This window comes from Acinetobacter sp. MF4640 (assembly GCF_002018895.1).
GTDB lineage: Bacteria > Pseudomonadota > Gammaproteobacteria > Pseudomonadales > Moraxellaceae > Acinetobacter > Acinetobacter johnsonii.
In genome coordinates, this window is the sequence record NZ_MVOM01000022.1 from 1 (window position 1) to 19,253 (window position 19,253).

Annotated in this window: 19 protein-coding genes and 1 pseudogene; 4 read left to right on the forward strand and 16 right to left on the reverse strand. The window is 42.2% G+C overall.

Going from position 1 to position 19,253, the window contains the following annotated elements; all coding sequences use genetic code 11:
• A pseudogene (locus MF4640_RS18985) lies at nt 1–107 on the forward strand (IS5/IS1182 family transposase); the annotation flags it as partial.
• Nucleotides 108–141: 34 nt separating this feature from the next.
• Here MF4640_RS18985 and thyA read toward each other — a convergent pair.
• On the reverse strand, nt 142–984 hold the full coding sequence (thyA, locus tag MF4640_RS08975) for a thymidylate synthase (RefSeq protein ID WP_005400836.1): 843 nt from the start codon (nt 982–984) through the stop codon (nt 142–144).
• A 527-nt stretch (nt 985–1,511) separates the two neighbouring features.
• Between thyA and MF4640_RS08980 the strand changes: the two genes are divergently transcribed.
• Complete coding sequence (locus MF4640_RS08980; RefSeq protein ID WP_005400835.1) at nt 1,512–2,021, forward strand: CHAP domain-containing protein; 510 nt, start codon at nt 1,512–1,514, stop codon at nt 2,019–2,021.
• A 39-nt stretch (nt 2,022–2,060) separates the two neighbouring features.
• Here MF4640_RS08980 and MF4640_RS08985 read toward each other — a convergent pair whose 3' ends face one another.
• From MF4640_RS08985 to lgt, 3 genes are all read right to left on the reverse strand, one after another.
• Nucleotides 2,061–2,429: a hypothetical protein gene (locus MF4640_RS08985; RefSeq protein WP_005400834.1), complete on the reverse strand. Its 369-nt coding sequence runs from the start codon at nt 2,427–2,429 to the stop codon at nt 2,061–2,063.
• 3 nt (nt 2,430–2,432) lie between these two features.
• On the reverse strand, nt 2,433–2,816 hold the full coding sequence (locus MF4640_RS08990) for an AzlD domain-containing protein (RefSeq protein WP_005400833.1): 384 nt from the start codon (nt 2,814–2,816) through the stop codon (nt 2,433–2,435).
• A 100-nt stretch (nt 2,817–2,916) separates the two neighbouring features.
• Nucleotides 2,917–3,729 (reverse strand): prolipoprotein diacylglyceryl transferase, encoded by an 813-nt coding sequence (gene lgt, locus MF4640_RS08995; protein WP_004692458.1) that lies wholly within the window; start codon nt 3,727–3,729, stop codon nt 2,917–2,919.
• 93 nt (nt 3,730–3,822) lie between these two features.
• Here lgt and MF4640_RS09000 point away from each other — a divergent pair, with 93 nt between their 5' ends.
• Nucleotides 3,823–4,605 carry an NRDE family protein gene (locus MF4640_RS09000; RefSeq protein ID WP_078389346.1) on the forward strand — a complete coding sequence of 261 codons (783 nt, stop codon included), beginning with the start codon at nt 3,823–3,825 and terminating at the stop codon, nt 4,603–4,605.
• Between the two features lie 42 nt (nt 4,606–4,647).
• On the opposite strand, the gene MF4640_RS09005 is transcribed toward MF4640_RS09000, so the two are convergent.
• From MF4640_RS09005 to tatA, 4 genes are all read right to left on the reverse strand, one after another.
• Nucleotides 4,648–6,957, reverse strand: coding sequence for a PhoX family protein (locus MF4640_RS09005; protein ID WP_078389347.1), 2,310 nt, complete (start codon nt 6,955–6,957; stop codon nt 4,648–4,650).
• A 172-nt stretch (nt 6,958–7,129) separates the two neighbouring features.
• Entirely contained in the window at nt 7,130–7,909 is a 780-nt protein-coding gene (gene tatC, locus MF4640_RS09010) for a twin-arginine translocase subunit TatC (protein WP_078389348.1), read from the reverse strand.
• Entirely contained in the window at nt 7,906–8,361 is a 456-nt protein-coding gene (tatB, locus tag MF4640_RS09015) for a Sec-independent protein translocase protein TatB (protein WP_078389349.1), read from the reverse strand. The genes tatC and tatB overlap by 4 nt, the downstream gene beginning before the upstream one ends.
• A 17-nt stretch (nt 8,362–8,378) precedes the next feature.
• A complete protein-coding gene (tatA, locus tag MF4640_RS09020; protein WP_004979030.1) occupies nt 8,379–8,600 on the reverse strand; it encodes a Sec-independent protein translocase subunit TatA in 222 nt (73 codons plus the stop codon).
• A 159-nt stretch (nt 8,601–8,759) separates the two neighbouring features.
• Between tatA and MF4640_RS09025 the strand changes: the two genes are divergently transcribed.
• Nucleotides 8,760–9,644, forward strand: a complete 885-nt coding sequence (locus MF4640_RS09025; protein WP_078389350.1) for a permease — start codon at nt 8,760–8,762, stop codon at nt 9,642–9,644.
• Between the two features lie 117 nt (nt 9,645–9,761).
• On the opposite strand, the gene rdgB is transcribed toward MF4640_RS09025, so the two are convergent.
• From rdgB to MF4640_RS09065, 8 genes are all read right to left on the reverse strand, one after another.
• Nucleotides 9,762–10,388: an RdgB/HAM1 family non-canonical purine NTP pyrophosphatase gene (gene rdgB / locus MF4640_RS09030; protein WP_005400826.1), complete on the reverse strand. Its 627-nt coding sequence runs from the start codon at nt 10,386–10,388 to the stop codon at nt 9,762–9,764.
• A 104-nt stretch (nt 10,389–10,492) separates the two neighbouring features.
• A complete protein-coding gene (locus MF4640_RS09035; protein ID WP_004692440.1) occupies nt 10,493–11,083 on the reverse strand; it encodes a tetratricopeptide repeat protein in 591 nt (196 codons plus the stop codon).
• Nucleotides 11,080–11,673, reverse strand: a complete 594-nt coding sequence (metW, locus tag MF4640_RS09040) for a methionine biosynthesis protein MetW (RefSeq protein WP_004692438.1) — start codon at nt 11,671–11,673, stop codon at nt 11,080–11,082. The genes MF4640_RS09035 and metW overlap by 4 nt, the downstream gene beginning before the upstream one ends.
• Nucleotides 11,673–12,830: a homoserine O-succinyltransferase MetX gene (gene metX, locus MF4640_RS09045; RefSeq protein WP_078389351.1), complete on the reverse strand. Its 1,158-nt coding sequence runs from the start codon at nt 12,828–12,830 to the stop codon at nt 11,673–11,675. The genes metW and metX overlap by 1 nt, the downstream gene beginning before the upstream one ends.
• Nucleotides 12,831–12,931: 101 nt before the next feature.
• The gene (gene leuA, locus MF4640_RS09050) at nt 12,932–14,629 is read right to left on the reverse strand and encodes a 2-isopropylmalate synthase (protein WP_004692435.1); all 1,698 of its coding nucleotides are present in this window, start codon (nt 14,627–14,629) and stop codon (nt 12,932–12,934) included.
• A gap of 357 nt (nt 14,630–14,986) precedes the next feature.
• On the reverse strand, nt 14,987–16,093 hold the full coding sequence (locus MF4640_RS09055; protein WP_078389352.1) for an alpha-hydroxy acid oxidase: 1,107 nt from the start codon (nt 16,091–16,093) through the stop codon (nt 14,987–14,989).
• A gap of 49 nt (nt 16,094–16,142) precedes the next feature.
• The gene (locus tag MF4640_RS09060; protein ID WP_078389353.1) at nt 16,143–16,826 is read right to left on the reverse strand and encodes a Fe2+-dependent dioxygenase; all 684 of its coding nucleotides are present in this window, start codon (nt 16,824–16,826) and stop codon (nt 16,143–16,145) included.
• A gap of 115 nt (nt 16,827–16,941) precedes the next feature.
• On the reverse strand, nt 16,942–19,221 hold the full coding sequence (locus MF4640_RS09065) for a TonB-dependent receptor (RefSeq protein ID WP_078389354.1): 2,280 nt from the start codon (nt 19,219–19,221) through the stop codon (nt 16,942–16,944).
• Nucleotides 19,222–19,253: the final 32 nt, after the last annotated feature.

Consider the following 19,253-nt stretch of genomic DNA (forward strand, 5'->3'; position numbering starts at 1 on the left):
TGAAAACATTTAGAATATTAAGTGAACGCTATCGAAATAGACGGAAAAGATTCGGCTTACGCATTAACTTAATTGCTGCACTCGTAAACCGGATAAACTTGCAATAATGACTTTCGCAGGAGATCTATTCTGTAAAAGATTTTAAACAGCGACAGGTGCTTTAATCCCTGGATGTGATTCATAACCCACGATTTCGATATCTTCAAATTTAAAGTCGAAAATATCTTTAACCGCAGGATTGAGTTTCAGTTGGCACAGCCCTAAAGGTTCACGGCTTAACTGAAGCTTCGCTTGCTCAAAATGGTTGGCATATAAATGCGTATCACCACCCGTCCAGACAAAGTCACCCACGCCTAAACCGCAGACTTGCGCAATCATATGGGTGAGTAGCGCATAACTGGCAATATTGAAAGGCACACCTAGAAAAACATCGGCACTGCGTTGATAGAGCTGACAAGACAGTTTGCCGTTATGAACAAAGAACTGGAAGAGGGTGTGGCACGGAGGAAGGGCGACTTGCCCAGCTTCTTGTGGATTCCAACCCGATACAATCAGACGGCGTGAGTTTGGATTGGTTTTAATTTCATTGACTAACCACGCAATTTGGTCAAAACCATCTTTTTCATACAAACCGTCGGCTTTTTTAGTTGCACCGAAATTACGCCATTGATGACCATACACCGGCCCCAGTTCACCTTCTGGGCGACCAAAACGCGCAGTTTGTTCTGCGGTTGACCATTCGTCCCAAATACTGACTTTGTTGTCCTGTAAATATTGCACATTGGTATCGCCTTTTAAGAACCACAACAGTTCAATCACGATCGAACGAAAGTGTACTTTTTTAGTGGTTAATAAAGGGAAGCCTTGAGAAAGATCAAAGCGCATTTGATGACCAAATACCGAGCGCGTACCTGTACCAGTACGGTCGCCTTTATCACCACCGTGATCGAGGATGTGTTGTAGCAGGTCTAAATACGTTTTCATAAAACTCTCAAATAAACACTTCGGGGGAACAGACCTCTTAATAGATGTGCCTGTACTTTCCACTCTAAATTATAAAATCTGCGGATGATTATACTGAATTGTGCCTTATTGCGCACTCGAGATTAGTAAGTCAGGCGAGATGATTAATCATATAAAAGTTATGTGAAAGCTATTACAGAGAACCAGGTTAAAGTGGTTTTGTGCAGGATTTAAACTGCAATAATTGAGTTGTATCGAATCTAAATAGATAGCCGTTTAGATGGGCAATCCATTCCATATCTAAGGACTTCATTAGCCAATGGTGAAACATTTGAGCTTAAGCCGAAAAAGGACTTGGGTAAGGGGTAAATTTTTTTAGTTAATTTAAGTTTCAAAAAGTACAGAGAAAATAAAACTTTAGAAAAGTTGTGTTGCATTTTGAAAAAAAATATTACATTTACGACATGAAAGTTCAATACTGAGCGGTTAGTATTTCGAACTCGAAAAGTTGCACACCCCTAATGATTGGGAGGAGAGTTGGTTTTAGTATGCCTTATGATCAAAACGTAAATATGAATGACATCTATGCGCCTGCGCAAACCAATATCATAATACGTTCTCAGTCAGAGCGAAATGTTACCGCTGCGGATATTTTAAGCTCGAAGCAAGCAAGAGAAAGGGCTATTAGCAACCATCAGCGTGTGGATATTGAAAAATTTACAGGATTTTTAAGAAATATTACCCGTCAAACCAGCACTCAAAAATGTGCTAAAAGTATTCGCATTGGCTTAGAGTCTGCGGGTGCAAGCTTCAAGAGTCATCCTGTGGCTGCGGCAGATTGGGGGAATACCCTAACCAGCATTGGTTATCGTAAAATTAATTTATCTTTTGATCAGCCTAAAAAAGGTGATATTTATATTATCGACCGTACTGCAAAAAACCGTTATGGACATATTGCCGCTTATTCAGGCAATGGCTGGGTTTCTGATTTTAAACAAAGTGGTTATGCGGTTTACCGTAACCAAAATGTGAACTACAGCTATTATCGAATGGATTAAGCAGATGTTGACCGGATGTAGAGCAATTCCACATCCTAATTAAATTCTTTTTTCACGCTGTGCGTGAATCGATACTAAAAATAAACCAATTCCACTAAAGCCGATACACTGGAGCGCAAGAGCAATTTTATCTTGAGCGGGGAGATAGCCCAGCAAACAAATCAGGGCAATTAGGGGTACAAAAATAACCAAACGCGAAAAGCCTTCCCGATACGGATTGTCCTGAGCAATCTTCAATAGCACACCACGTAGCAAATGCGTTGCAATGCCAATCACGAGACACAAACCAATAAAAATTGCGCCAAGCTGTTGAACTTGTGCTGCCATAAAAATCATCACGCAAGTGGCAATACAAACGATGAGTTTAATTTGACGGCTACAGCGTTCCGAATACCAAAAGTTCAACATGGTTTATTTAGACTCAGGCTGAGTATTGCTATGCAAAAGAGATAGGGGGGAAAATAGGCAAATCCCTAGCGCCATAAAACCAATCCCTTGTGCACCCGGAACCAGTAGCTCACCATCTTTAATATTCATAAAAATCAGCGCTAAGAGTAGGGCAATAGGAATCCAAGTCAGTAGACGATATAAAAAACCTGTAGGATTTTTGGCCGCAAAATGGATTTTGCAGTAACGACAAATCAGAAAAACAATCCCAGTACCCAAGAACATTAAAATGGCATTGAGGCTCAGGGGTTCCATCCAATACAACACACCTGTTACAACAGCAATTGCAATAAAAATAAGTAATTTTTTAAGAATAGAAATTGAGGGATTAAACCAAAATTCGAGCATGGGAGTGATGTATTTAAAAACCAAACATATGTCACTTTAGCATAATTTGGCCCTAAAAAAGGGGGCAATGAAGCCCCCAATATTTTATCCGCTCATCGGATTAGCCATTATTCTTTTGTGGACCCCAATCATAGATTTTCTTTTGATAGGCATACCACATCATCCACGTACCAACCAAAATCATTGGCAGACTGAGGAATTGACCTTTACTCATCCATGCGATGAATAGTTGCCCATTGTCAGGCTCACGGAAGAATTCTACGATGAAGCGGGCCATACCATAACCGATCAAGAATAATGCTGAAACCGCCATACGAGGCCGTGGCTTTGAACTGAACCACCACAGTACGATGAATAACAATAACCCTTCAAAAAAGGCCTGATAGAGCTGAGACGGATGGCGAATTAGCTGTAGCGGATCCGTTGGGAAAATCATACCCAGTGCAAAGTTTGGATCTGCAACTGGGCGACCGTAAAGCTCTCCGCCAATGAAGTTACCAATACGGCCAAACATGAGCCCTGTAGGGACACATGGCGCAATAAAGTCGAGGGTTTGGAACCAAGTCATTTTGTATTTCTTACACCAGAACAGCATGGCAAGCATTACACCCAAGAAGCCGCCGTGGAAACTCATACCGCCTGTCCAGACTTGGAACAACCAGATTGGGTTGGCAAGGAATTGCTCAAAGCCATAAAAGAAGACGTAACCGACACGACCACCAATAACCACACCTAGAGCGCCATAAAAGATCAAATCGGAGATCATATCTGGTGTCCAACCACGTTCTTTCGCGCGGTAGCTTGCAAGTCCCCAAGCAAACAAAAAGGCCAATAAATACATCAGGCCGTACCAATGAACTTGTAAAGGGCCAAGTGCTATTGCGACGGGGTCAATATTTGGATAGGTCAGCATGCATATTCCTAGTCATTATGTTTTGAACAGATTTTAGCTGAAAGAGATGAAAAATGTTGTACATTCAATGTGTAAAGATGATGAGTATCATTTATGTGTATTGTGGCAATAGCATGGCAGGTCTTGGATGAGATGCCATTGAGTTTGATTTCAAATCGAGATGAGTTCTATCAGCGCCCTTCGAGCCATTTAAAGCAGTGGGAAAATAGCCCGATTATTGCAGGGCAAGATTTGCAGTCTGGCGGCACATGGATGGGTATAACGCCAACAGGACGTTGGGCAGTTTTAACCAACTTTCGCGATGGAAAGGATCAAACCAGCTATCCAACGTCTCGTGGACATTTGATTCAATCCTTTTTAGAGTCTGAACAAACCCCGATTCGTTTTGCTCAAGACTTAGAGAAAAAACAATGTGACTATGCGGGCTTTAATCTTTTTATGGGGGATCGGCATCAGGCGGTCTACATGAGCAATCGTGGTGAAGCACCACAGGTTCTTCCGAAAGGCGTATATGTGGTGTCGAATGGTTTGATGACGGAACATTGGGAAAAAACCAAACATTTACGTAAGCGCTTTACCCAAGAGTTCTTACCGATGTTGCAACAATCCCATATCTTACAAAGTGAGTTAGAGAAGACAGCTTGGGATATTTTGGAGGATGAACGCAAGGTTATTTCAGACTTGTTGCCACAAACTGGGATTAGTCTGGATATGGAAGAATTATTATCTTCGACTTTTATTCAAAGCCCTATTTATGGGACACGCTGTTCTAACTTCCTACGCATGACTCATGAACAATGGTCTTGGCTGGAAAAGCAGCAGCAGGGTGTGTTCAAAGGAAAAATCACGGAACAGGCTGTACTCTTTAAATCATAAAAAATGCCGACATGAGGTCGGCATTTGCTGCATTTTTTTTGCTTAACCTGCGATCAAACCGCCATCATTACGTGTAATGACCACGGTTGCCGAACGTGGACGCGCAGTTTGGTTTACACGATCAGTTTGGCTTGCAGGCCAGTGACTGGTTGGCGCATTGTAGCTCTTAGAGTCTTCACCCGGATGTTGCACATTAATGAAAATGGCTTTGTGGTCAGGCGTCATGGTCACCCCCGTGATTTCACATTCAGCAGGGCCTGTGAGGAAACGACGTAAGTTTTCATCTGTAACTTTTGCACCCACAATGGTTGCTTGTTCATTTGGTGCAGTTGCAACACCACCATCACCCACTTGACCCGGTAAGGCTGCAAGCATCATACAGTTAGTTGTGTCGGTATACGCGCCATCATCGGTTTGAATCCACAGCACGCCCCGTGGGTCAAACCACATCCCATCTGGTGATGACAGGTCGTTGTTATCATTTAAACCTGAGAGGTTAATGTTTTCCGCCATCGCAGCTTCAGCACCAAATAAGTAAATATCCCATTCAAAGGTCTCTGCCGCTGAGTTTTCCTCTTTGAAGCGAATGATATGACCGTTGACATTGCCTTTACCGCCTTCTGGGTCGCTATAGTTACGTGGATTCGCTGCATCGGTGGTATATGCTGTACCACGGTTTGAGTTGTTGGTCAGCGTAACATAGACTTCCCCATTTTCTGGATTCACAGCGACCCATTCTGGACGGTCCATCTTGGTTGCTTTAACCGTGTCACCCGCTAAGCGTGCAAAGGTCAGGACTTCTGCTTGAGAGCTAAATGGGTAAATGTTGTTTTGTTCATTTAGGCCATTTTGTCCATAAGCCAATTCGACCCATTGTCCTGTACCGTCATCATTAAATTGAGCCACATAGAACTTGCCATTGTTCATGTATTTGTCACCAGCTCGGTAACCCTTGTTAATGTCTTTTGGGTCCCAAGTTGCATCCGAGACAAATTTATAAATGTATTCGCCACGAGAGTCATCCCCCATGTAGAAGGCAAACGGTTGGCCTTCAATTGCACGGCTTGCACGACAGTCTTCATGTGCGAAACGTCCGAGTGCAGTACGTTTCACAGGGTTTTGACGACCATCAAATGGGTCAATTTCAACAATCCAGCCAAAGGTGTTCGGACCATTACGGAAATCTTGTGCAGTCGTTACACCTTTAATGGAAGCATCCCAGCGATCATATAAGTCTTGTGATTCAACTGCACCAACGGCTGTTTCCCAAGCATAGCGTGAGTTTGTATCCAAATAAGCAGTACGGTTTTGCGCATCTTTATTCGGAATTTTATTTCCTGAACCATCAAGAATATAAATAATTTGCCCTTTCTCATCTTTTTTAGGTGTGCCATCTGCATTTTTTTCGTAAAGATAATCGATGCTTAAACCTAAACCGTAGCGTTTGAGTGCAATTTTTTCTTTGTCCGAGCGGCCTGCATATTCATCGGCACCTGAACGTTTGAAATAGCCGATAAAATTCTCTTCTGTGGTTAAATATGTACCCCACGGTGTGTAGCCATTACCACAGTTGTTGTGTGTGCCGCGAGTTTTGAGACCCACAGGTGAATATTGTGTTGCGAGTAAAGGGTTACCTGCCACTGGACCATTAAAGTCCATGATTGTTGAGCCTGTAATACGACGATTGAAAATAGAATTTTGTACAATTTCGACTTTCTGATTTGTCTTGTCTTTCTTGATGTGAACTACGGAGACGCCATGTGCATTGACTTCGCGGATTACTTCATCTTCAGGACGTCGGCCATTGGGTTTTGTTGGCCCTTTAGGATGTAGGAATGTTGGATTGATGTATTCATGATTCATCACCAAAAGACCTTGTTCTGAGGCAGACGAATCATAACGGCCAGTTGAGTTGTTTAAACCAAAAAAACTCATACCATCATGGCAATCACCTGAACGGAATTGGAAACTCGGACCAGACGGGACATTTTGATCATCCCATGCTGCATATGCTGGGTTAATCGAATCGCCCATTGCATAGAGTACAGTTGCTGTATAGCCTTCAGGCACCGTAACCCAGTCATTTAAGTTTTTATCTACTGGGGTAAATGTTAATTTCTGTGGTCGTACGTTTGGATCGGTTGGAGGCGTTGTTTCATTGTTTGTAGAATTATCATCATCTCCACACGCTGTTAAGCTTGATGCTAATGCTAACGCAGCCGCTCCACTTGCAGTTTTCTTAATTAAGCTACGGCGTGAAATGTGTTTTTCTAAAATATCGCGAAAATGTGTATTGCTTGAGTTATTGTTATCGAGTTCTTGATCTTCGTGATATGGAGTTTGGTATGTCATGTCTTTTCCTAGCGTCTTTGCTTGGTCGTTTTTAGAAAGTTACAAACAAGGTAAAGCGTCAATATGACAGCGTGGTGAAGCTTATATGTCAAAAACATGAAATGATCAGTAGCACATCTAGCCATAAAAAAAGCAGGCAATTTTGCCTGCTCATTGTTTTAAATCGGGGAGCTTAAACTTCAGCCGCTCGTTTTTTTTCAATCAGTTTTCCAAAAAAGAGACCAATCTCAAATAAAAGCCACATCGGTATCGCGAGCATAATCATCGAAAGAGCATCAGGTGGGGTCACAAACATTGCAACAAAAAAACAGCCGACAATAATGAATTTTCGTTTTTCAACCAATTGTTGGGTGCTCACCACCCCAATCAAGATGAGTATCAAGGTAACAATAGGAATTTCAAATGTTAAGCCAAAAACCAAAAACAGTTTTAGACAGAAGCTGAGATAGCTGTTGATGTCTGTCATTGGGGCCACAGTGTCAGGGGAAACACTGATAAAAAAGTGCAGAATGGATGGCAGCGCAATGAAATAAGCAAAAGCCACACCAGCATAAAACAATGCAATACTACCAATCAAAAGAGGCGTTGCGAGTGATTTTTCTTTTTCGTATAGCGCCGGTTTTACAAAAGCCCAAAGCTGATAAATGATAAAAGGCATGGCCAGCATGAGAGCCACAAAAAAGTTCAGTTTAAATGGCGCCATAAAGGTGGCGGTAACATCCGTTGCAATCATAGATGAGCTAATTGGAAGTTGTGCTCGTAAGGGTTCAGATAGCATTTGGTAGCTATGATTGGCAAAAGGCAATAAACAAAAAAACAAAATGAGAATTAAACCGACGATTTTAAATAAATGACCTCTTAAGATGATCAAGTGCTTAGTAATCGGCATTTCTTCAAGCAGCAGTTGCTCTGAATCTTGAGTCACTACAGGATTTAAGTTATTAGATTTCATACAGCCTCCCGCATCGGTTCAAAGCTATTTTGAACACAGCCTAAATAAGGTACCGAATCTACAGATGACTTGTGTTTCATAGGTTGAAGTGTAAATACAGGTGCTTTTTGATCTACATACTGATAAGTATGGGAGATATTTTTATTATCGAGTGTGGCAGTTTTTGGGTGTTTTTCATTTGCCAAAATATTTTGTTGTTGTATGTGTTGCATCTGAGCTTGCATCTTTTGTTCAAGCTCCTGAATTCGCTTCATTTCATTTTGCATTTGTTCACGTAATTCAGACATCCGTAGCTCACGGTCAATGTCATTTTGCACATTACTGACCATGCGTTTGACTTTGCCATACCACTTGCCTGCAAAGCGCGCCGCTTCAGGTAATTTCTCTGGTCCAAGAACCAATAGTGCGATAATGCCAAACACCAAAAGCTCTGTCATGCCGATATTGAGCATCGCAAAACTCCAATGACTTAATGTTTGACGGTTGAGTTGCTTGTGTTGCTATTTTGATGTTCTAAGGTGCGTGGTTCATTGAGTTGAGCTGCTTCAGCGTCCTCATCACGGATTGATTTTTTAAAGTCTTTCACGGCACCGCCGACATCTTTGCCTAAGTTCTTAAGTTTGGCTGTACCAAAAAGAAGAATAACCACAATTGCAAAAATTAGTACGTGCCAAATTGATAGTCCCGCCATGGGTAGATCCTCATCATTTTTCGTTTTCCCTATATCAACAGGCTTGTGTGACATTGCGGTGACGATGATGTTTCAATTTCAAGACAAAACGATCGCTTTGCACTGATTTTGAGAAAAAGCAGTGTTATGATGATTCCGTGAAATTTCAAGGATATTGAAGTGACGTTGCTGCTCCCTCTGTTGGCCTTTCTTAGTGGTTTACTCCTTGCATCCACCCCATTGGCAACACGGTTGAAAACAGGCTTTTCAAGTCTTTTAGCGCGTTGCTTCATTCCGATTGTTATTGTCTACAACATGGTGTTTTATCAGGCTGGTAGCTTTAGTCTGATGTTATTCAGTTTTGTCGTGGCAGTGCTCTTATTTTACTTTTTCCTCTATTTTTCAAAGAATAAATTAAGCGCCCTGTGTTTTAGTTATGTCAATATGGCATGGTTAGGCTTTCCTTTTGCGATTGCGTTATTTGGCACAAAAATTAGTCCAGCAATGGTGGCCTTATATATCGGCGGCTCTATTTTTGGCAATCTCTGGGCAGTGACAGCTGTGAGCCAAACACCGTTAGCTTTTTCATTTATTTTAAAAAAAGTGCTCTGTGCTCCACCCATGATTGCTTTGATTCTGGCCCTTATTTTGCGTTCCGTTGGGGTACAACATTGGTCACAGCATGATCTGATTGATGTGGTTTATAGTGCAGCCAAATTTGGTATGAGCTTCTCTGGCATGTGTGTATTGGGCATGTGGTTGAGGCACACCAAAGTTGAAAAAGCGGACTTGTGGCAAAGTAGTCGGACAGCTTTGTTAAAATTGGTATGTGGCGTGGTGCTGTGTGGGCTGAGTTATCGTTATCTCGCTATTCCTCATATTGAACAATATATTGGGGTCATGTTCTTATTGTTCTGTTTACCGCCAGCAGCCAATATTGTGGCTTTGGAAACGCATTATCAAGGTACAGGCACATCGGCAAAATACATTGCTTCAGGTACGATCATCAGCTGTGCCGTGGTGAGTATTTATGGTTTATTGCTGCATGTATTTGCTGTGATCTAAGCACTCACTTTTAGCTGGAAATGCAAGTGCTGCGCAACGGTGATAGGGAGATATAGAGAATCTTTCGCCACCGTCCTCCCCGAGGGGAGAAGGGGCAACATTATACAGCTTAGTTTTTTATTGTTCTAAACTGGCTTTAAACAGTTGCATCGCCTGACCACGATGGCTGATTTTATTTTTTTCTTCTTTGCTCATTTCTGCACTTGAAAGCCCTAACTCGGGTAACCAGAACAGCGGGTCATAACCAAAACCATTTTCCCCACGAGCAGCCTCCAGTACTTCACCTTTCCAAATGCCTTGGAAAATTTGCGGCAGAGGATCATCAGCATGTTGTACTAACGCTAAAACGCATACAAACATGCCTTCAATCGCTTGACCATCTTTACGCAGTGGCTTGAGTTCAGCTAAGAGTTTTTGGTTATTGGCAGCATCATCGCCGTGTTCACCTGCATAACGCGCAGAGTAAATCCCCGGTGCACCACCTAAAACTGGGACACAAATCCCAGAGTCATCTGCAATGGCTGGTTTTCCTGAAATTCTAGATGCATGGCGTGCTTTAATAATCGCATTTTCGACAAAGCTCAGACCATCTTCAATGGCATCTTCAATATCCAATTTACCTTGAGCAATCACTTCAACAGGTAAGTTGAGCTCTGCAAATAATTTTTCAAATTCCGCAATTTTACCTTTGTTATTGCTTGCGAGGACTAACGTGCCTTGAGATAACCAATCAGTTGATGCCATGTGAAAGATCCGTGCTTTAAAAATTATGGGGTTATTTTAACAAGTCCGACTCATGGATAGGCAATAAAAAAGCACCCGAAGGTGCTGAGTATGGAAATAAAAGCTTATTGAGCTTGAATCCACTTGTCTGCACGGTCACGTGCTTGACGAATTTGATCTTGCGTTAAGTTTGCCGCCAACGCTGTTTTCTTGCCTTCAGAAAGCGTAATCACTTTATTATCGAGCATGCCATCACGGGTTGAAAGCTCATACCATTGATAAGCACCCATGTAGTTTTTCTTTTGCTCTTCCATCATCGCCAAGTTAAAGCTTGCGCGGTTATCACCACGGCTGGCTGCTTTTTCAAAGTATTGACGTGCTAAAGATTCATCTTTTTTGGTGCCTAGGCCATCTGCAAGCATACGACCAACATTCAGCTGAGCTGCCGAAAGACCTTGATCCGCAGCGGCTTTGTACCAAGCAAAGGCCTGTCGTTCATCTGCAGAAATGTCTTTACCCTGTTGATACTTGGTTGCAAGATAGAACTGCGCAGCAGGCTGACCCGCTTTTGCTGCTTTAATTAAGCTATTGATATCCATAACAGAATACTGTGCAGCTTGACTCGCAACAGACGTGGTTGGGGAAACATAATCTGCATGAGCTTGAATGCTCAAAAGTCCAACCAGTAGTGTCGTGCTTAAGAATAGTTTTTTCATAGAGCGCTCACTCGATAAATTGCGACTTCACCAAACAAATTCGGGAGACGTTTACTGAGTAAACTATCTTGTTGATCCCCATTTACAGCGAGTCGATTAATAATTCTGATGTTATTTTCCGCACAAAGTGCTTCAAAATCACGGAAAGTACATAAGTGGATATTGGGTGTGTTATACCACATGTACGGCAAAACTTCAGAAACGGGCATCATTCCTTTCAGTGCCAAGAAAGAACGGGTCTTCCAATGGGCAAAATTAGGAAAAGTAATGATCGCCTGTTTACCTACGCGCACCATATCACGTAATAAAACATCTGGTGCATCTACCGCTTGCAAGGCTTGTGCCATAACGACATAGTCAAAAGACTGGTCTGCAAAGCGGCTTAAACCCAAGTTTAAGTCTTGTTGGATAATATTTAACCCGCGACCGACTGCAATTGCAATCTTTTCTTGATCAATTTCCAGTCCATATGCGCGAATATTGTGCTTTTTGCTCATATGAGCCAGTAATTCACCGTCACCACAACCTAAATCGAGTACGCTAGAATCAGGTTTGATCCATTTTTCTGCCAGTTGATGATCAATACGCATTACACAGCCTCCTGAGATGCTTGAAGGTGTTCAGAACCACCCAGAAATGCACGTAATGCTTTTACATACAAAGGAATCGGGAACAGGAATGAGTCATGGCCTTGTTCAGCGTCGATATCTAAATAGCTCACTGGTTTGTGGTTGGTGATCAACGCATCCACAATTTCTTGTGAACGTTGCGGGGTAAAACGCCAGTCGGTGGTAAAGGACACCACAAGGAACTGACATTTGGTCTGAGACATGGCTTTAACTAAAGACTGTTCATACTCACGCGAAGGATCAAAATAATCCAAAGCTTTAGTCATAATCAGGTAGGTGTTGGCATCAAAGTTACGGCTAAATTGCTCACCTTGATAACGCAAATAACTTTCGACTTGGAATTCGACATCGAAACCGTACATAAATTTGCCTGACTTTAAGTCACGGCCAAATTTTTGTTTCATGGCTTCTTCAGATAGATAGGTAATATGACCGACCATACGTGCCAAAATTAGGCCACGTTTTGGATAGCTGTCATTTTCAAGATAGCGACCATCATGGAAGTCTGGATCAGACAAAATTGACTGTCGTGCGACTTCGTTAAAGGCAATATTCTGAGCAGACAGTTTCGGTGCACTGGCAATAATCACGCATTTTTGCAAACGATCAGGATAATCAACCGACCATTGCAAGGCTTGCATACCACCCAGCGAACCACCAATCACTGCACTCCAGACTTGAATACCCAGATGATCGGATAAAATAGCTTGGGTTTTAACCCAGTCACGGACGGTGACTAAAGGAAAGTCAGGACCATAAGGACGGTTATCATTTTCAGGATTTGGCGAAGTTGGCCCTGTTGAACCGCTACAGCCCCCAATATTGTTCAGTGCTACCACGAAAAACTTTGAAGTATCAATCGCTTTACCTGGGCCAATACAAGCATCCCACCAACCCGGTTTTTTATCGTCAGCATGATGGTAACCCGCAGCATGATGATGACCTGATAGTGCATGGCAAATTAAAATCGCATTGGATTTATCTGCATTGAGTTCCCCATAGGTTTCAACCATCAATTCATAACGAGGAAGAATACGACCGCATTCGAGCTCTAAGGGCCCTTCAAAAGTAAACTTTTGTGGAGTAACGATACCCACGGAGTCAGCAGGAAAAGACACAGGAATAATACGCCTTAAATCTTTGGGGTTAATAAACAAAAGGATACCACTTGAGGGTATCCTTCTAAAGTCATTTTAGTGCTAATTATTATTGCTAATACTTATACCGCAGCAGCAATCACTTGATCTGTGCTTAACACACCTTGATCAATTAAGCGGTTGGTACACGCAATAATCGCTTCAATCGATGAGGTCACAATGTTGTCGTGAATACCCGCACCGAAGGCTGATTTTCCAGTGCCTTTGACTTGTAACTCAACCAAAGCCAAGGCTTTTGCATTTGCTCCAGAGCTAATACCACGCTCTTCGTAGCTCAAGACGTCAATTGGTAACTGTAAAGCATCCAACATTGCAGAGATTGGACCATTGCCTTCACCACGTAATTGCTGCGTTTCACCATTCACTTCAATTTCAAGCTCAACCACTTGTTTGCCGTTGTTGTCATACAAACGGTAGTTTTTAGTAGAGTAATGCGTATCTTTGGTGTCTACATAAGTTTCTTTGAATAATTTCCAAATTTCTTGTGCGGTAATTTCAGTGCCTTCTTCATCGGTACGTTTTTGTACAGTTTGAGAGAATTCAATTTGGATACGACGTGGCAATACTACGTTGTAATTTGCTTCTAACAAGTAAGCAATACCGCCTTTACCTGACTGTGAATTGACGCGAATCACAGCATCATAGTCGCGGCCCAAGTCTTTCGGGTCGATTGGTAAGTATGGCATATCCCAAATTTCTTCGTTCTTTTGGAACTCAAACCCTTTTTTAATGGCATCTTGATGCGAACCAGAAAATGCGGTGAAGACCAAGTCGCCTGCATAAGGGTGGCGAGGGTGAACAGGCAAGCCTGTGCATTCTTCTACCGTTGCAATGATTTCATTGATATTTGAAAAATCTAAGTTTGGCGCAACACCTTGAGAGTACATATTCAAAGCAATCGCAGCGACGTCGACGTTACCTGTACGTTCGCCATTACCAAACACACAACCTTCGACACGGTCTGCACCGGCCATAATCGCCAATTCTGATGCGGCAATCCCACAGCCACGGTCATTGTGACAGTGTACAGAGATAATCACGCCATCACGACGGGCGATGTTGCGGTGCATCCATTCAACTTGGTCTGCATAAACGTTTGGGGTTGAAACTTCAACCGTAGCCGGTAAGTTTAAAATCACTTTATTGCTTGGTGATGCTTCCCAAATTTCGGTAACTGCATCACACACGTCTTTTGCAACCTCTAATTCGGTTGCAGAGAAACACTCTGGGCTGTACTGGAACACCCACTCCGTTTCAGGATATTGCGCTGCATATTCTTTGACTTTGCTGGCTGCATTAACGGCCAATTGCTTCGCACCTGCAACATCGACATTTAAGACTTTTTGGCGGAAGGTTGGTGCATTTGAATTATAAATATGCACGATGGCACGTTTTGCACCCGCTAAAGACTCAAAGGTACGCTGAATCAAATGATCACGTGCTTGAACTAAAACCTCGATATACACATCATCTGGAATGTGATTTTCTTCGATCAATTTACGGGTAAAGTCAAAGTCAATTTGAGATGCTGAGGGGAAACCGATTTCAATATTCTTGAATCCAATTTTCACCAACATTTGGAACATTTTAAATTTTTGTTCCATGTCCATCGGTTCAAAAATCGCTTGGTTACCATCACGCAGGTCAGTACTCATCCAAATAGGCGCTTTTGTAATTTCGTTGTTTGGCCATTGACGGTCTGGCAAGTCAACACGTTGATACATGCGACGATATTTTTTACTTGGATCAGCCAACATCATGAGGTAACTCCTTACATAGTACGGGTTGCATTTGAGTGGGTAATAAAAAGCAACCTACTATTTATATAGATTGTGTCTATGGTCTCTATTTACAAGGGAGTCTTCAGGGTGTTTGTAAACGTAAATATTTGATACGACTTAGATTTACCGTGAGTAACCTTGTAACGTTATATTTAAGAGTTTAATCCAGTTCGGTCGAAAAGATTTTTCTTTTTTTATGGCTTTTAGTCGTATCTGAAAAAATATTTCCCTTTAATTTGATATTTAGGGGAAATATTTCCGTATATTTTTGAGATGTGTTTGATCTTTTTCTTCATTTTACGAATTTGATTCATTTCATTCGCTTTGTTGAAGAGGTTATGAGAACTCTATGACCATATCTGGCTGTATATCTGCAAGTGTTGCAGTGCCCATCAACGCCATGGTGATCTCAAATTCTTCTTTTAAGATTTTAAGCACATGTGCAACGCCTAAGGCACCCGCAGTGGCAAGACCATAAATACATGGTCGTCCAACTAAAACCGCGGAAGCACCTAAAGCAATCGCCTTAAATACATCTGAGCCGCGACGCACACCGCCATCATATAAAAGAGGGAAGTCATTTGGCACAGTTTTCTTGATGAGTTGTAAGGCTTTTAGTGGAGGAATACAGGTATCTAAAACACGACCGCCGTGGTTAGACACAATTAAGCCTTGCACGCCCTGTTGAATGGCCAGTTGGGCATCGAGTGGACTGACGATGCCTTTTAACAGGATGGGTAAATCAGTCTGTTGAACTATCCATGCGATGTCGTCCCACGTTGGAGCAATTTTCATTAGCCCATTAAACACGGGATGATCGCCTTCTTGCAGTTCAGGCAGTGGAATATGGGCAGGAGTGTGCGGATGCTGCATGTTTTCAGGGAGGTGAAAGAAGGCTCGACGTTCTCGGTCACGGATACCTGTATGTGGTGAGTCCACAGTGATCACAATGGCGGTGAAGTTTTGTGCCTCAGCGAGCTTAATCAAAGCCAAAGATTTATTACGGTCACCTTGCCAGTACAGTTGAAACCATTTGTAGGGATTTTTAGGTTTGAATGTTCGCATGTCTGTGTTGGTAAAAGTACTCAAAATCATATTACTGCCGAGTACTTCTGCTGCCAGTGCAGTTGCAGCTTCTGCTTCAGGATGAAACTGCTGTTGATGACCAATCGGTGCCACAAAAATAGGATGTGGAAAGCTTTGTCCTAAGATTTCACAGCTTGTATTGCCTTGAGTGAGATCTCTTAACATGCGTGGTATCAAGTGCAGGTTTTGGAACTGAGCGAGGTTATTTCGAACACTGATTTCATCCATAGCACCACCTTGCAAATAGTGCCAGACCATCTCAGGCAGATGCTTTTCTGCCTCAATTTCATAGTCTGCAATCGTTTGTAATGAGGCAGGAATTTGGGTGAGTGGTGGCAAAACAGTTTTTGATGTCATGGAACGGTCCAGTTACTACAGTAGTTAACGTTGAGCTGGGATTATTGTTTTACAGTTCAGCCCATTTGCGCATCAGGTTATGATACAGACTAGTGAGCTTGACCACTTCTTGATGTTGATCACCGAGTTGCACACGTAGGTTCTGAATAGTTTGATCAAGATTAAATAAGATATGGCGGTCAGTATCATCTCGAATCATACTTTGAACCCAAAAGAACGAAGCGACACGGCAGCCTGAGGTCACTGGTGTTACCTCATGCACGCTAGTAGATGGATATAAAATCATATCACCCGCAGGTAATTTCACTTCATGATAACCATAGGTGTCTTCTACCACCAAATCGCCACCTTCATATTCGTCAGGTTCGCTTAGAAAAACAGTGCAGGATACATCGGTACGAATCCGATCTTTGCTTCCGGCTACCCAGCGAATGGCATTGTCTACATGGAAGCCAAAAGTTTCGCCTTGTTCATAGCGGTTAAAATATGGCGGCAAAATATCTAAAGGTAGAGCAGCGGATATAAAGAGTGGATGTTGTCCAAGTGCTTCTAAGATGATATTGCCTAAGTGTTGCGTGAGCGGGTGATCTTCAGGGAGTTGTTGATTTTGTTTTACATTTTTTGAGAGTGATCCTGTGGTTTTTTTACCATCAATCCACTCGACTTTTGCCATTTCATCACGGAAGTATTGAACTTGCTCTTTTGTTAGTACATTGGGAATATGATGGATCACAACGCGACCTGCTGAAAATGAAAGCTCTATTTAGTCTTTAAGCATATATAAAAATAGCCTCAATGAGAGGCTATTTTTATCAAATCTCAGGATGAAAAAGATTTTAGTTAAAAACTTAGTATTTGAAGTTTAGAGACAGTACTGCGCTACGACCTTCAGCTTCAGTTGCATAGTGAGATGAATATGCTTTAGTGAAGTAGCGTGTATCAGCCAAGTTGTTGACATTTAACTGTAGATCAACATTTTTGTTGACGTTGTAACGCGCCATAGCATCGTAGCGAACGTAGCCTGGTACCCATTTGGTATTTGCGGCATTGCCATAGACTTTGTCCATCGCAATTGCGCCAGCACCTAAAGTCAACTGTGGCGTGACTTGATAAGTGGTCCAAAGTGTTGCAGAGTTTTTAGCAACGTTTTGAACTTGCTTGCCGTCATTTAAACCAGTGCCATCATCAACTAATTCGCTGTCTAAATAGGTATAACCAGCAGATAACGCCCATTTTTCAGTGATATTACCGTTTACACCCAATTCAAAACCATCGACACGTGTTTCACCAATATTTTTGGTTGTACCGTCATCAGCTGTTGCACGTGTATTGGTTTTTTCAGTACGGAAAATGGCTGCAGTTAAATTAAGTTTGTCATTCAAGACATCCCATTTAGTTCCCAGTTCCATAGTGCGGACTTCTTCAGGTTTTAAGTTCTGAATAGCTGCTGTAATACCTTCTGAACCATCACCACCATCCACACCGACTGGATTTGATGAGGTTGCATAACTTGCATAGATTGAACCATTTTCGACAGGTTTATAAACTAAACCAGCTTGATAGTTTACAAAGTCTGAATCGTTTTTAAGGTTAACAACGGTTCCTTCCGAATAGGTTGAGTTATAGCGACCTGCAATCATGGTTTGTTCTGCTGAGTAGTCATCCCAACGTAAGCCTAAATCCAAGATCCACTGTGGGTGTAATTCAATGCTATCGAGGAAATATACAGAAGTGTTTTTATTCTGAATGTTATAGCGGTCAGCGCCTTCAGTACTGATGCTGCCTGTCCATGGACCACGATTAGGATTCTGAACCGAGGTGCACCAACCAGAGCTCACATTTTCAGACTTGCTACAATCCGAGTAGGCACTTCCCGTAGTATTTTCGCCATTGATAATATATTGGGTACGGTCTGTTTCTTGGTCTGAGTACTCAGCACCTAGGTTAAAGCTGTGCTTTAAGCGACCTGTATTAAATTTACCTGTTAAAGCCAATTGGTCTGTAAAGGTATCAGTATCAGCTACACGTGAGTTTGCACGCGCCCAAACATTGCCTACTAATTGATTAGTGAATTCAGGTTTATTGTAAAAGTTACCTTGTGAATCATCCGGATTCGTCCAAAGATAGTCATTTTTAGATTTGTTGTATACAGCGGTATTGCTAAGGGTTAAATTATCAGTAAGATCATGCTCAAGCTTGATCGTTCCTGATTGATTTTCCTGTTTTTGGAAATCGCGATCTTTCCAGCCGTAATACATACCTTGTTTAACATCGATAGGCTTACCATTGCCATTTAATGGTCGGTAATCAATTGCTCCAGTTCTTGGAGCACCAAATGGGTTGTTGTATGGAATGCCTGAATCAGGGGTATCATCAGTTTTGAGGTAGTAGTAGCTTAAAGTTGCACGCGTGTCGCTGTCTAGACCAAAAGTAATACTTGGTGCAATACCTGCACGTGCATATTCAGTACCATCTTCTTGACCTGCTTTGTCGTTGTGGTGACCCATTACGGCAACACGAGCAGCAATACCATTACCAAAATCTTTGTTACCGTCTAAAGTAATACGTTGGTAATCATCCGTTCCTGCACCCACAGAACCTTCTAAAAAGTCACCTTTTTTTGCAACTTTAGAAATCATGTTGATGCTACCACCAGTTGTACCTGCACCGCCCATAGCAGATGCAGAACCTTTAGTAATTTCAACTTGCTCAATCGCAAACATTTCACGGTTTTGAGAAGTAGAGTTACGTACACCGTCTACATACATTGAACTTTCAGAGTTATAACCACGGATAAATGGACGGTCACCATTTGGGTTACCACCTTCACCTGCACCAAGTGTGATCCCAGGTACTGTGCGTAAAGCATCGCTTAAAGTTGTAACTTGAGTGTCTTCAATCAACTGTTTAGAAATAACAGATACTGACTTTGGTGTGTCGAGTAGGGGGGCAACGAACTTGCTGTTTGCAGATTTGTCTACTTTCAAACTTTGTTCTGCTGCCGCTTCCGTGTGAATTGTTTCTAATTGCGCGATTTGATCTTGCGCAACAGCATTGACTGCAACCACAGAGAGTGTTGAAGCGATTGCTGAAGAAACCAGCTTTTTACGTGTTTTGATGAAGGCCATAACGAATCTAGTTCTAGCGTTGTAAATTAGTA

Excerpts from the sequence above, each read along its gene's own strand:
- thyA (WP_005400836.1), bottom strand. The coding sequence starts at position 984 with ATGAAAACGTATTTAGACCTGCTACAACACATCCTCGATCACGGTGGT.
- MF4640_RS08980 (WP_005400835.1), top strand. The coding sequence starts at position 1,512 with ATGCCTTATGATCAAAACGTAAATATGAATGACATCTATGCGCCTGCG.
- MF4640_RS08985 (WP_005400834.1), bottom strand. The coding sequence starts at position 2,429 with ATGTTGAACTTTTGGTATTCGGAACGCTGTAGCCGTCAAATTAAACTC.
- MF4640_RS08990 (WP_005400833.1), bottom strand. The coding sequence starts at position 2,816 with ATGCTCGAATTTTGGTTTAATCCCTCAATTTCTATTCTTAAAAAATTA.
- lgt (WP_004692458.1), bottom strand. The coding sequence starts at position 3,729 with ATGCTGACCTATCCAAATATTGACCCCGTCGCAATAGCACTTGGCCCT.
- MF4640_RS09000 (WP_078389346.1), top strand. The coding sequence starts at position 3,823 with ATGTGTATTGTGGCAATAGCATGGCAGGTCTTGGATGAGATGCCATTG.
- MF4640_RS09005 (WP_078389347.1), bottom strand. The coding sequence starts at position 6,957 with ATGACATACCAAACTCCATATCACGAAGATCAAGAACTCGATAACAAT.
- tatC (WP_078389348.1), bottom strand. The coding sequence starts at position 7,909 with ATGAAATCTAATAACTTAAATCCTGTAGTGACTCAAGATTCAGAGCAA.
- tatB (WP_078389349.1), bottom strand. The coding sequence starts at position 8,361 with ATGCTCAATATCGGCATGACAGAGCTTTTGGTGTTTGGCATTATCGCA.
- tatA (WP_004979030.1), bottom strand. The coding sequence starts at position 8,600 with ATGGCGGGACTATCAATTTGGCACGTACTAATTTTTGCAATTGTGGTT.
- rdgB (WP_005400826.1), bottom strand. The coding sequence starts at position 10,388 with ATGGCATCAACTGATTGGTTATCTCAAGGCACGTTAGTCCTCGCAAGC.
- MF4640_RS09035 (WP_004692440.1), bottom strand. The coding sequence starts at position 11,083 with ATGAAAAAACTATTCTTAAGCACGACACTACTGGTTGGACTTTTGAGC.
- metW (WP_004692438.1), bottom strand. The coding sequence starts at position 11,673 with ATGCGTATTGATCATCAACTGGCAGAAAAATGGATCAAACCTGATTCT.
- leuA (WP_004692435.1), bottom strand. The coding sequence starts at position 14,629 with ATGATGTTGGCTGATCCAAGTAAAAAATATCGTCGCATGTATCAACGT.
- MF4640_RS09055 (WP_078389352.1), bottom strand. The coding sequence starts at position 16,093 with ATGACATCAAAAACTGTTTTGCCACCACTCACCCAAATTCCTGCCTCA.
- MF4640_RS09065 (WP_078389354.1), bottom strand. The coding sequence starts at position 19,221 with ATGGCCTTCATCAAAACACGTAAAAAGCTGGTTTCTTCAGCAATCGCT.